The 12,900-nt window shown below is 74.0% G+C and carries 8 protein-coding genes; 2 read left to right on the top strand and 6 right to left on the bottom strand.

The window, feature by feature from the left end:
* Positions 1-267 precede the first annotated feature (267 nt).
* From ACY8FT_RS01355 to ACY8FT_RS01340, 4 genes are all read right to left on the bottom strand, one after another.
* Complete coding sequence (locus tag ACY8FT_RS01355) at positions 268-933, bottom strand: response regulator (RefSeq protein ID WP_462417155.1); 666 nt, start codon at positions 931-933, stop codon at positions 268-270.
* Entirely contained in the window at positions 921-2,021 is a 1,101-nt protein-coding gene (locus ACY8FT_RS01350) for a sensor histidine kinase (protein WP_462417154.1), read from the bottom strand. The genes ACY8FT_RS01355 and ACY8FT_RS01350 overlap by 13 nt, the downstream gene beginning before the upstream one ends.
* Positions 2,022-2,248: 227 nt before the next feature.
* On the bottom strand, positions 2,249-2,719 hold the full coding sequence (locus tag ACY8FT_RS01345) for a CHAP domain-containing protein (protein WP_462417153.1): 471 nt from the start codon (positions 2,717-2,719) through the stop codon (positions 2,249-2,251).
* Positions 2,720-2,822: 103 nt separating this feature from the next.
* A complete protein-coding gene (locus ACY8FT_RS01340; protein WP_462417152.1) occupies positions 2,823-3,377 on the bottom strand; it encodes a glucosaminidase domain-containing protein in 555 nt (184 codons plus the stop codon).
* A 163-nt stretch (positions 3,378-3,540) separates the two neighbouring features.
* Between ACY8FT_RS01340 and ACY8FT_RS01335 the strand changes: the two genes are divergently transcribed.
* Positions 3,541-5,454, top strand: a complete 1,914-nt coding sequence (locus ACY8FT_RS01335) for a cation:proton antiporter (protein ID WP_462417151.1) — start codon at positions 3,541-3,543, stop codon at positions 5,452-5,454.
* 80 nt (positions 5,455-5,534) lie between these two features.
* A complete protein-coding gene (locus ACY8FT_RS01330; protein WP_462417150.1) occupies positions 5,535-6,422 on the top strand; it encodes a phosphotransferase in 888 nt (295 codons plus the stop codon).
* Positions 6,423-6,431: 9 nt separating this feature from the next.
* Here ACY8FT_RS01330 and ACY8FT_RS01325 read toward each other — a convergent pair whose 3' ends face one another.
* Complete coding sequence (locus tag ACY8FT_RS01325; RefSeq protein ID WP_462417149.1) at positions 6,432-9,728, bottom strand: UvrD-helicase domain-containing protein; 3,297 nt, start codon at positions 9,726-9,728, stop codon at positions 6,432-6,434.
* Positions 9,725-12,898: a PD-(D/E)XK nuclease family protein gene (locus tag ACY8FT_RS01320; RefSeq protein WP_462417148.1), complete on the bottom strand. Its 3,174-nt coding sequence runs from the start codon at positions 12,896-12,898 to the stop codon at positions 9,725-9,727. The genes ACY8FT_RS01325 and ACY8FT_RS01320 overlap by 4 nt, the downstream gene beginning before the upstream one ends.
* Positions 12,899-12,900 lie beyond the last annotated feature (2 nt).

Below are 12,900 nucleotides of genomic sequence, written 5' to 3'. Positions count from 1 at the left end.
CTCACCCGCCACAGACACCTGCCAGAGAACCCCCGGGGGGTCACCGGCCGTCACAGCGACCAGCCCTCCACCTGTCACCCACAGGCGGCGATGGCGTCCGGACCGGTCCCAGGCTGGGTCTGCCCCGGCGGCTCCCCGAAGCCATGCCGACCGGGCCAACGAGGCACCAGCCCCGAGCATCTGACGAGGGGGCTGGGGACCAGGGCGCTCAGATGTCACCGGTCCACGGTATCCGTGGCCACCAAGCGTCCTACCGGTCAGGGCCGCTCACGGAGCGAGCAGGTCGCCCGGGGAGAGCCCCAGGGCGTGCTCGAGATCCGCTGGCGAGGTGTCCCGGAGATGCTTTGCGAACTTCCCGGCCACCGCGGACATGTGCTCCCGGGCGACCCCCTCGGAGATTCCCAGGCGACGCGCGATGATGCGCCATGGCTCGCCCCGGGCACGCCCCGCCAGCACCCTGCGCTGACGCTCCGTGAGATCAGGCAGGTCCCCTTTGCGATCCAGCACCTCGGCCAGGCCGATGATCGAATCGGACAGGTGAGTCCCCCCAGCAGCCACGGCCTGGAACGCCTTCGCGGCCTCTTCAGGTGCGTCCTGTTTGTGGACCACACCGTCGGCCCCCTGCTGCATGCACCGCGCTACCACGAGACGCCTTTCCTCAGCCGTGTAGAGACACACCGGGACACCGAGCGAGGCGGCCGCCCGCACGGCTGCCAGCCCCTGGGCCTGGTCTCCCGTGGAGGTACGCAGGTGCAGGTCGAGGACCACCAGATCCACCGCGGGAATCCCCGGGAAGGCCTCCACCATCGCTTCTACCGTCGCGAAGGCTGCGACGACCTCGACCTGCGGGTGCAGAAGAGTGAATCCCTCCCGGACGACGGGCAGGTCGTCCACAAGAGCGACGCGCGGTCGACTGCGGGTCACGACAGCCACCCCGTCATTGTGACGGAGGTGCCCAGTCCGGGCTCTGAGTCGATCTGGGTCCGGGCTCCCACTCGCCGAAGCCCCTCGAGGACCTGCACACGGAGCCCGAAGCCCATCCGGACGGTTGCGGGGTCGAACCCCCGACCATCGTCACGGACCACCACCTCCCACCGGCCTGACCGGCGGTCTGCGTGCACCACGGTCTGTCCCGCGCCCGCGTGCTGGCGGACGTTGTGCAGCAGGGTGCGAACAGCCGCTCCGAGTGCGTCTGCGGTGGCCGCGTCCACCACCACGCCCGTCGCCAGGTCGGTGTTCCGCAGCACCCGGAGGTCCTCGAACCCGCGACAGGCCCGCTCCAACACCTCGCACAGCGTCGGGGACTCCCCGGTGGACACCGGCCTTCCGGCGTCCACCCACGCGCGTAGACGGTTCGACTCCTGCAACGCCTGTCGCCTGAGGGACTCCTGCACCTCCGGCGGGGTGAGCGGACTGGCCAGCTGCGCCAGGATTGACGTGGTGTCGTGCACGCTCTCCCGGTACGCCTCACGCTCCAGCATTCTCGTCGCCTCGACAGCCTGCGCCCGAGCCTCGTCCGCTTCGCTGGCCACCTTGCGCAGGTAGTGGAAGAGCGCCGTCGCCACCAGCCCCAGGCCGGGATAGGTCGCGGCATTGGCCCACACGGTGCCCCGGCCCGCGGAAGGGTCCTGCACCCCTACCACCAGGTAGAGGGCGCCCACCAGGAATCCGGCCAACACTCCCGTGGACCGGGGGAGCACCACCCACGCCCCACTCAGCGCATTGAGCACGTAGGCAGGAGCCCAGTTCTCCCAGGTCCCCACCACCTCATAGCTCGGCAGGGCACGAGGCAGAAGGGCCAGCAGAGACACCGCAACACCCAGGTCGGCCACGACCAGGGGCGAGGCAGCCCACCGTCCGCGAGGGTGGAGCAGTGCCCCGAGCAGCAGCAGACTGACCCCGAAGACCGCGCTGAGAGCCACGAGGTAGTCGGCCCGGTCCACTGCCTCGCCCACGCCATCGCTGGCGACCAGGCCGACCTGCACCAGGAGCACGACGCGGGCGAGGACGAAGCTCCCCACCAGACCACGCTCAGCGAGCTGTCTGACCGAGGGGTGGGATCGTCCGCGAATGATCATGGCACGGAGAACGATACAAGTGGTGAGGCCGTGACGGCGCGGCATCACGCAAGAGCCGACCATCGCCCTGGAATCCAGTGGGCCGCAGTCCGGGAACGGGTTGCCCCCGGACATGCGGGAGGGCCGGTGAAGCACCACGAGGTGCACCCACCGGCCCCACCGGGACGTTCTCAGGGGCGGATGTAGCTCATACCCACGACGTCCTCCACCCGGCGCCAGTGCCACGCGCCGTCTCCGGCCCAGTTCATCTCCTTGATGAGCAGGGAACGGCTGCCGTCCTCGCGGATGTCCACACTCGCAACCCACCCCACGTGCCCGTAGTTGGGGTCCGCGCCGTGCACACCCGGCTGGAAGACGACGATCGAGTGCGGGACGGCGTTCATGTCCACCGTGTAGCCGGCAGCGACGGCGGAGTCGTGCCAGTCCATGGCGTTGCCGTAGATGTCCGGGTAGAACCCGTAACGGGCATTGAATCGGTCCTTCGCACCCCAGGTGCACTGCCCGTAGGGAGCTGTGTTGTGGTCAGCTGCTCGCGCGGCGGTCGGCTGCGCCATCGACGCGCCGACGGCGGCGGCCGACACAGCGGCTGCAGCGCCCAGCAGGGTGCGGCGCGAGACCTCCGGGGTGGGTCCAGTCGTCACGGTCAAGGCAAGGTCCTCTCTCTTTCGACGCCACTAGCGGCGTCATGCTCGGGGCGGAACCCCCAGGTGATGGGCAGAGGCCGGAACATCCGGCTCAGGCTGATCAGTTGTCGTAGTCGGTGATGCTGTGCTCCTGGATCAGCGCCCACACCTTCTCGGCGTAGGTGCCGTCCCCGCCGTAACCCCCGGCGTCCACGGCCAGCAGGAACCGGTACGGGTCGTCGGTGTGCTCAAAGGCGGCGGCGTAGTTGGGGTGCTGCAGGAAATACCCGTGCCCCAGGAAGGCGTCCTCACCAGATGCGAACACGTGGAACGGCTGAAGGTCCCGGTAGAAGCCCCGCTCCGGGCTCCAGTCGGTGGTCCAGAAGTTCGCGTAGCCGCTCGAATGCGCGTTCTCCCGGAGCGCCTTGATGCCATGGAAGTTGGTGGCCCCCTGGCAGATCTCCGAGTGGCCCCAACCGCTCTCCATGATGGCCTGCCCCATGCTCACGCTGACGGGCACGCCGTAGGCCTCCCGCTCGGCGCGCGCCCACACCACGATCTTGCGCATGAAGGCGCGCTCGGCGGAGGTGGCGGCGGATGCCACGGAGGGGGTCAGGGCCACGGCTGCGGCGGCGCCGGCGGCCATGGGGAAGATCTGTCGACGGGAAAGTCTCATGAGATCGCTCCTTCACTGATGTACTCAGGTGTGCCGGACTTGGCATCTCTGACGTTATGGAGCGAGATTCACCGAGGGACACCCCTCAAAAACGGGGGGTTGCCTCCACCCGCACATTCCGCCGACGTGGGACGGGGCCGTATGGCGCCATAGGGTGTCCGCCATGGATCCGGCGCCCTATCTCGCCCTGGTGGTCGGCCTTGCCGTCGTGTGCCAGTGGTTCGCATGGCGGGCGAAGGTCCCCGCCCTGCTCGTGCTGCTCGTGGCCGGCTTCACCCTCGGCCGACTGTTCTCCCCCGACGAGATCCTCGGCCGGGAGCTGCTCTTCGCCGGGGTGCAGCTGGCGGTGGGCATCATCCTCTTCGAAGGAGCCCTGGGCCTGCGCTTCCGGCAGGTGCGGGACCTCGGCGTCCCCATCCTCCGCCTGTGCACCCGGACGGTGGTCATCACCTGGGTGCTGGTCACCCTGCTGGCCTGGGGGCTGGGCTTCGACCTGCGCGCCGCCCTCCTCGTCGGGGCGATCCTCACCGTCACCGGACCCACCGTCATCAACCCCATCCTGCGCACCCTGCGCCCCACCCGGCGGGTTTCGCAGCTGCTCCGCTGGGAGGGCATCGTCGTCGACGCGATCGGCGCCATCCTCGGCGTGCTCGTGCTGCAGGTGGTGACCGCCAGCGGCCGCACCGGCCCCTTCCTGGACGCGGCACTCACCCTCGTGCGCGCCATGGGCGTGGCCGTGCTCCTCGCGGCCCTCACCGGGTGGCTGCTCACCTGGATGATGAAGCGCGACCTGATCCCCGACTTCCTCCAGGGCGTCACCTTCCTGGCCGCCGCCCTGGGCACGATGACGGCCAGCAACGCGGTGCAGGCCGAGTCGGGCCTGCTCACGGTGACCCTGCTGGGCATGCTGCTGGCCAACCAGCCGGACCTGCACATCCAGCACATCCTGGAGTTCAAGGAGCACCTGCAGGTGCTCATCGTCGGTGCGCTCTTCGTCATGCTCGCCGGGCGCGTGGAGCCGGCCCTGCTCGTCGACGTGGCGCCCGTCGCCCTCGTCTTCGTGCTGGGGCTCATCGTGATCCGGGTGGTCGCCGTCGGGGTGGGGCTGCGCGGCACAGACGTCTCCCGCAACGAGCTCACCCTCATGATGTCGATGGCGCCCCGCGGCATCGTGGCCGCGGCCATCACCTCGATCTTCGCCCTGGAGTTCACCCACGCGGCCGACCAGGCGACCCGCCTCGGGGAGGCCGCCCGGCGCGACGGCCAGACCCAGCAGGCGCAGGACCTCTTCGCCCGTGGGGACGACCTGCACCAGCTCGCCACCGAGGTCGACCGGCTGGTGCCCCTGGTCTTCCTCGTCATCGTGGCCACGGTCGCGATCTACGGTCTGGGCGTGGGCCGGCTGGCCGAGCGGCTGGGGTTGGCGGTCGCGAGCCCGCGCGGTGTCCTGTTCTCCGGCACGGCGCCGTGGGTGGTGCCCGCCGCCAAGCGGCTGCGGGAACTGGGGGTCCCCTCCCTCATCGTCGCCCGCGAGCGGGCCGACCTCCGCTCGGCGCGCATGTCCGGGCTGCGTACGGAGGCGGCCTCCATCATCAGCGAGTACGCGGTGCAGGACATGGACCTGGCCGGCATCCGGTCCATGGTGTGCGCCACCCGCGACGACGACTCCAACGCCATCGCGGCCTCCGAGTTCGGCCACGTGCTGGGGCGGTCCAACGTCTTCACGCTGCGCCGGCACGAGAATGAGCACCACGCCCGGCAGGCAACCGCCGGGCACCTGGTCGGGAACACGGCGTTCTCCCCGCCGACCGACTACGACGACCTGCTGCAGCGGTCCCGTAGCGGCCACAAGGTGACAGCGACCACGCTGACCGACGAGTACGGCACGGACGAGTTCTGGGCCGAGCACCCCGAGGCGGTGGTGCTGTTCGTGCACAACGACGACGCCACCCGTGTGGCCAGCGGCAAGCGGGAGCAGGGCGAGCCCGGCGACGTGCTCGTCGCGCTGCTGCCGGTCGAGGCGAGCGCGACGGAGCCCGAGCGGGCGGCGACGGGCACCCAGCCGACTGCCGGGTGAGGAGCGGACGTCGTGAGAGGGTTGTCGCTGATCCTCGGGAGGTGCAGGGAATGAAGTCGGTTCGACCCACGTGGGCGCGCATGGCGGCATGGTCGGTGGCGGCCGTGCCCTCGATCACCCCGCGGGAGGTGGCCTGGGTGGCCCCGGACGGCACCGACCATGAGGTGGTGCAGGTGCGCGACACCGAGGGCCGGACCTGGTCGGTCCGCCGCACCGTGGGCGAGCCGCCCGCAGGTGAGCGCCTCGCCGCCCGGCTCCCCTCCTCGCTGGCCGGCACCCCACCGGAGCCCGCTGGCCGCACCACGCTGGCGGACGGGTCCACCGTGACCGTGCGCCCCTGGGCCGAGGGCCGCCCCCTGCGCTGGGTGATGGTGCGCCCCGGCGACGCGGTCGCCGGCCACTTCGCGACCTTCCTCGCGACCCTGCACAGCACCCCGGTGGAGGAGCTGACCGGCCCGGACGGGGAGACCCCCTCGAGCGAGGACCTGCGTGCGCAGCGACTGGACCTGCTGGACCGTGCCGCGGCCACCGGGCTGGTGCCCCCGCGCCTGCTGGCCCGGTGGGAGGAGTCCCTGGAGGACACCGACCTGTGGGAGGTGCGCCCCAGCGTCGTCCACGGACGCCTGGTGGACGAGCACGTCCTGGCCACCCCGGACCACGAGCTGTCCGCGGTGATGGGCTGGAGCGGTGTGCACGTGGGTGACCCGGCCGAGGACTTCGCGGTGCTCAGCCGGACGGCCACGCCGGACGTCGTGGGGGCGGTGCGCTCGCGGTACGAGGAGCAGCTCGGCCGGCAGGACGAGCGGCTGCTGGAGCGAGCCCACCTGGTGGACGAGATGCACGACCTGGCACGGCTCGTGGAGGCGCACCGCCGGGGCGACCGGGCCGTGGTCGAGGAGGTCGAGGACGAGCTGTCGCACCGCGCCCGGCTGCTGGCCGAGGCCGAGGAGCTCGACTCCTGGGAGTGAGCCGGGCCGTCAGTCGGCCCGCAGCAGGTCGACCAGTCGCTCGAGCTCCGCACCGGCTGGCAGCTCCGGACGCAGGGTGACGCCGTTGCCCGCGTGGAAGAAGGCACCGCCGACCGCGGCCTCCTCGATGCCCCGCCAGGCGGCGAAGGCACGCCGATAGCAGGCCAGCTGCACCGCGGCGGCCCGCGCGTCGGACTCGCGGGGGGCGCTGGAGGTCTTCCAGTCCACGACGACCCACTCCAGCCCCTGCTCCTGCTCGGCCGGGGTGGCGGGGAAGATCGCGTCCGCCCGTCCACGCACGGTGGTGCCGCCCACGGTCGTCTGCAGCGGCAGCTCCACCCACGCCGGGGTGCGGGTGGCCCACTCGCTGGCCCGGAAGCTCTCGCGCAGCCGATCGGCGCCGGTGGCGGCCCCGTCGGCGCCGGGCTCGTCGGCGGGCACCGGTTCGTCGACGAGGGTGGGCTCGTCCTCCAGCGGGTCGAAGAGCTGGCCGGGGCGCCACTGGGCCTCCACCCAGGTGTGGAAGTCGGTACCCCGCCGGGCCGCCCGGGCCGGCGGGGTGGGCACCGGGCGTGCCAGGAAGCGCCGCGCCCCCGCGTCGCGGGCCAGGGCCACCAGCGCGCTGGTGCTCACGTGCTGCGGCGCTCGCCGGTCGACGAGCTCCGCGCGGTCCCGCTCGGCCAGCAGCAGCCGCGTGTCCTCCCGGAACGCGAGCAGCTCCCGGCGGGCCTCCTCGTCCAGGGCTCCCCACCCGGGTTCCGCACCCGGTGGGGTGTCCAGCGCGGTGCCGACCTCGGCGGCCGCCGTCGCGTGGGCGTGGTGCACCCGGTCGTCGGCCCGCTCGCGGGGCCAGACCGCCGTGACCGCCGTGGCCGTCACCGGGTTCTCCGGGACCGGGTCGGTCGGGGGCATCTCGTCCCACCGCCCCACCTCGCAGTGCGGCAGCGCCTCGGTGATGAAGTCGCTGGCGGGCGTGGGGCTGGTGGTGCTCCCCCACACCGCGGAAGTCAGGTGCAGCAGCCGGCGGGCACGGGTGACCGCGACGTAGGCCAGCCGCCGCTCCTCGGCCAGGGCCTGTCGCCCGTTGGCCAGCGCGAAGTCTCGCTGGACGGCATCGAAGTCGGCCTTCTCGGCATCCGGCGGGAGGGACCACCCGGGCAGGGCCGGCGCGTCGCCCCGCAGCCCGAAGGGCAGCTGCCCCGACGCCGGCGCCCACCAGGCGCTGTCGGTGGCCGGCCGGGGCACCCACTCCTCGCCCTCGGCGCGCACCTGGCCGGTGCCCTGCGGGAAGGTGCCGGCGACCAGTCCGGGCACCCACACGGCGTCCCACTCCAGCCCCTTGGAGGCGTGCACGGTGAGCACCTGCACCGCGTGCGGGTCGACCTCGACCGTCCCCGGCTCCAGCGCCCCCTCGTGCTCCTCGGCCGCGCTCAGCCAGCCCATGAGGGCGGTCAGGCTGGCCTCCCGGGTGCGGGACTCGGCGAAGGTGGCCACGTGCTCGTGGAAGGCCTCCAGGTGGGCCCGTGCGCGCTGCGGGGGCACGTCGGGCCGGGAGGCCAGCTCGACGTCCACCCCGAGGGCCTGCTCGGCCACCAGCGCAAGCTCCCCGACGCCCCGGTGCTGGGCGTGCAGGCACTGCGTCACCGCCTCGGCGAGGTCCGCGAGCCGGGCCCGCGCGAGCTCCCCGACGGCCTCGCCCCGCGGGCCGGTCCACCCGGGATCCACCGGGGTGAGGACGGCGTCCAGCAGCGTGACCGCGAGCTGGGCGTGGTCACGACGGCCGGCCGGCCCCTCCCCCTCGGCGGGACGGGCGTCCCAGCGGCGCTCGAGCTCGCGGCGCCAGGCGTGCAGCCCCACCAGGTCGGCAGCACCCAGACGAGCCGCGGGCCCGGTGAGCAGTCGCATCAGGTGGTCTCCCCGGGTGGGGTCGTCGACGACGCCGAGCAGGGCCCGGACGTCGGCGACCTCCGGGACGAGCAGCAGCCCTCCCAGGCCGACGACCTCGTACGGCAGACCCGCGGCCTCCAGTGCCTCGGTGACGGGGGCGAACTGGGAGCGCTTGCGGCAGAGCACCGCGGCGCCGACCTCACCGGGGCGCCAGTGCCGGGCCAGCCAGGCCGCCCCGGCGAAGGCCTCCTCGTCGGGTGTCTCCAGGCGCTCGGCGGTCACCGCGGGGCCGTCCTCGGCACCGGGCCGCGGGGTCAGCTGCGGCAGGTCCAGGGTGCTGGAGGAACGCAGCGGCGCGGCGATGGTGTTGGCGACCTCCAGGACCTCCCGCGAGTTGCGCCAGCTGGTGGACAGCGAGCGCTGCACCGCGCCGAAGGACTCGACGAAGGACTCCATGGTGCGCGCCGAGGCGCCCCGGAACCCGTAGATCGACTGGTGCGGGTCGCCGACCGCGGTGACGCTGAGCCCGGGGTGCCCCGCGAAGACGCCGCGCACCACCGAGAGCTGCGCCTCGGTGGTGTCCTGGAACTCGTCCAGCAGCACCGCCCGGCTGCGCGCCCGCTCCACCCGTCCGACGGCGGGGTGCTCGGCCGCGAGCACCGCCGAGAACCGGGTCTGGTCGGAGAACTCGATGACCTGCCGCTCGGCCTTGAGCTCCTGCCAACGCTCCACCAGCGGGACCAGGGCACGGCGTGCCGCCAGCGTGCGGTGGGCGGCCTGCACATCGGCGTAGACCCGGCCCTGCCGGTTCGGCGCCACACCCTCCAGCTGACGGTCCAGCCGGTCCAGCTCGGCGAGCACCTGGTCACCGGTGACGAGGTGGTCGCCCATCTGCCCGGCCAGGGTGAGCACCCCGCGGACGACCGACTCGATGCTGGTGAGCCCCTCCGGCAGATCACCGGGCCACGTGGTCACCAGGTCCGTGACGCCCTGCCAGGCCTCGACCGCCGAGAGCACCCGCACCCCCGGCTCGATCCCGACGCGCAGCCCGTGCTCGGCCACGATGCCGCCGCTCCAGGCGTTGTAGGTGGACACGACCGGCGGCTGCAGCCCCTCGGCGTCCAGCACCCCCGCCCGGGCGAGGGCGTCCAGCCGGGCACCCAGCCGTTCGGTGAGCTCGGCGGCGGCCTTGCGGGTGAAGGTCAGCCCCAGCACCTGGTCGGGCCGCACCACCCGGTTGGCGACCAGCCACACGACCCGGGCCGCCATGGTCTCGGTCTTGCCCGAGCCGGCACCGGCGACCACGAGCTGGGCCGGCTGCCCACACTCGATGACGGCGGCCTGCTCCGGCGTGGGACGGTGCTGGCCGAGCACGTCGGCCAGCCCGGCCGCGCTCCAGCGCATCTCCGGCTCGCTCACGAGACCTCCTTGCCCCGCCCCTGGGCCGGGCAGCTCGAGGCCACCGGGCAGGTGCGGCAGGCGTCCCCCACGGTGGCCAGGTGGGTGGCCTGCACCATGCCGTGGCCCGCGGCGGCCACCCGCTCCGCGTGGTCCACCGGACCCTCGGCCAGCGCCGGCTGTCGACGGTCGATGGTGCCCACCTTGGCGCCGGAGTCCAGCTGCACCAGCGAGGCGCCCCCGGACTCCTCGCCCTGCTCGAAGGCACCGGCCTCGACGGCCACCTGGTAGGCGCCCAGCTGCGCGTTCTCGGGGAGATCCTTGGGGGAGCCGACGCGCCCGGTCTTGAGGTCCGCGACGTGGAGCCGCCCCGAGGAGGGGTACCGCTCCAGCCGGTCCACCCGCCCGGTGAGCACGACTCCCGCGGCCTCGACGGCCAGCGGCAGCTCGGTGCCGACGAGCTCACGGCCGCACTCGCGCCGGTACACCTCGTAGCGCTGCAGCCACTGGGCGAGCCGCTCGGCCTCGCGCCGCGACCACCACACCTCCGGCGAGCCGAGCTCCTGCCACCGCCGCTCCCCCTCGGCACGCAGCTGCTCCAGCGGCGCCTCGGGCAGCTCCGCCAGCAGGTCGTGCAGCAACATGCCCAGCTCCTGCGAGCGCCCGGGCGGGGTGCTGCCCCCGTGGGTGGTGAGGAACCACTTGAGCGCGCAGTCCTGCCAGGTGCCGACAGCCGAGGGGCGCACCACCGGTGCGGTGCCCTCGGGCCAGGGCGGCTCGGACGAGGAGACCTGCCGCAGGGCCCACCAGCGGTCGGGGTGGGCGCGCGGCACGTCGGCCCGGGCCAGGGATGCCAGCTCGGCCGCCCACGCCGCACGGGCCGCCGGGTCGACGTGCACCGCGGCGGGGTCGGTGTCCACGCTCCCGTCCGAGGGGTCCCCGGGACCTCCCGCCCCGGCGGCCGCCAGCACCCGACGCCGGGCCAGGGCCACCTGGTGGCGCAGGTCCACCGGGGCCGACCAGGGGGCCCACGGGCGCTCCTCGACCCCGGGGGGCAACGGCTCGACGAGGTCCAGGAAGGGCGAGGGCGTCTCCTCGGTGTCCCGCACGGCCGTGACCAGCAGCCGCCGCGACGCCCGCGTGCAGGCGACGAGGAACTGGCGCAGCTCGTCCTGCCGCACGGCCGCGATCTCCTCGGCGACGCCGCCGGTCCGGCCCTCGATGCACTCCACGAGCCGCGAGGAGCCCACCAGCGAACCGCGCAACCGCAGGTCCGGCCACACCCCGGCCTGCACGCCGACGACGGCCACGACCTCCCACTCCCGTCCCGCGGCCGCCTGCGGGGTGAGCACCTGCACCGCCTCGCGCTCCCGGCCCAGGACGAGCGAGTCGCGGGCCACCTGCGAGGAGCGCATCTGCTCGACGAAGCCCTGCGGCGCGGCTCCCGGGTGCCGCTCGACGAACTGCTCCGCGGCGGCGAAGAGCGCGAGCACGGCGTCGAGCTCCCGGTCGGCCCGCTGACCGGCCACCCCGCCGGCCAGCGCCTGCCGCTGCCACGCACCGGCCAGGCCCAGCCCGTCCCAGACGGCCCAGAGGACGGTCTCGGCGTCCACCTCGGTGCTCCCACGGTCCGCCTCCCTGCCCCGCGCGGCCAGCGCGGCACCGGCCTGCAGGGCCGTGGCCAGCCGGCGCAGGGCCCCGGTCTCCGCGCCGCGCCGCTCCCACGGGTGCGCGGGGTCGCAGACCGCCTGCACGAGCAGCTCGCCGCTGGTGCTCCCGGCCTCCGGTCCCGCCTCGGCCCGCAGCACGCGGCGCAGCCGGCGCACCGAGGAGCTGTCGAGCCCACCCAGCGGGGAGGTGAGCCACCGGGTGACCCGGTCCTCGTCGACACCGTGCACCGGGCCGCCGGGGGCGTCCGCAGGCTCCCCGTTGCCCGCCGCGGACCGCCCGGCCAGACCCAGTGCGGCCTCGACCAGGTCCAGCAGCGTGGCGACGACCGGTTGTCCGGAGACCGGCTGGCCACCGCCGGAGACCTGCACCGGCACGCCGGCCCGCTCCAGCGCCCGGCGCACCTGGTCCGTGCGCCCGCGACCGCGGGTCATGACGGCCATCCGGCTCCACGGCACCCCGCCCATGACGTGCTCGCGCCGCAGCACCGTCGAGACGTGCGCGAGCTCCGCGTGGCCGCTGGGGAAGACCTGCGCCTCCACCTGTCCCCGGTCCGCTGCCGTCGCGGGTTCCGGCCGCCGGTGGGCCGTGGTCGTGGCGCCGATGCGCTCGGTGACCCGCTCGGCCGCCGCCCGCAGCGCGGCCCCCTGACGGTGCGAGCGCTCCAGCACCTCCGGCTCCGGGTCGCCCGCCCACTCGACGAACCACTCCGGTCGCGCGCCGCGGAAGCCCTGCACCGCGGCGTCCGGGTCCCCCACCAGCACCCAGCGGGCCGCCGGGGTCCGCAGCGCCAGCGCCTCCAGCAGCGCCCCGGTACCGGCCGTCAGCTCCTGCGCGTCGTCCACCACCACCAGCTGCAGGGACTCCACCAGGTGGGCGGCGAGCTCGTCGTCCACCGTCAGCAGGTCCGCCGCGGCGGCCACCACCCAGGCCGCGTCCACCGAGGAACGCGCCGCCAGGGCGGTCACCTGCTCGTACTCCCGCATCAACCGCGCGGCGGCTCGCCACAGCCCGGTCGTGCCGTACGCCCCCTGGCTGGCATCGAGCTCCGCCAGCTCACCGGCGGTCACCCCGTGCTCGACTGCCCGCATGAACAGGTCGCGCACCTGGTCGCGGAAGCCCTGCGTGCCCAGCGCCGCCCGCACCTCCTGCGGCCAGCCGTCCCGCTCCGCCACCGCGTCGTCCCCTGCCGCGTCCGCGAGCAGGTCCGCCAGGACGGCGTCCTGGTCCGCACCGGTGAGCAGGGTCGGCGGCTCGGTGCCGGTCAGCCGTGCGTGGTGGGTGAGCACCGCGAACCCGAAGGCCTGGTGCGAGTAGACGGGCACCCCGGTGCTGGCGTGCGGCCATCGTGCCTCCAACCGCTCGCGCAGCCCCGCCGCGGTCAGGCGCGAGGGCGCCAGGACGAGCACCCGGGAGAGGTCCCCGCCCCGCTCCAGGTGCGCCACCACCTCGTCCACCACCCGGGTGGACCTCCCGGTGCCGGGGGCACCGAGCACGAGGTGCGCGCGGGACGAGGTCGACATGG

The sequence above is a fragment of the Kytococcus sp. Marseille-QA3725 genome (genome assembly GCF_054950055.1).
This window is presented reverse-complemented; position numbering and strand designations above follow the sequence as displayed.

Coding starts and splice junctions, on each gene's coding strand:
- ACY8FT_RS01340 (WP_462417152.1), bottom strand. CDS start 3,377: ATGAGACTTTCCCGTCGACAGATCTTCCCCATGGCCGCCGGCGCCGCC.
- ACY8FT_RS01335 (WP_462417151.1), top strand. CDS start 3,541: ATGGATCCGGCGCCCTATCTCGCCCTGGTGGTCGGCCTTGCCGTCGTG.
- ACY8FT_RS01330 (WP_462417150.1), top strand. CDS start 5,535: ATGGCGGCATGGTCGGTGGCGGCCGTGCCCTCGATCACCCCGCGGGAG.
- ACY8FT_RS01320 (WP_462417148.1), bottom strand. CDS start 12,898: ATGTCGACCTCGTCCCGCGCGCACCTCGTGCTCGGTGCCCCCGGCACC.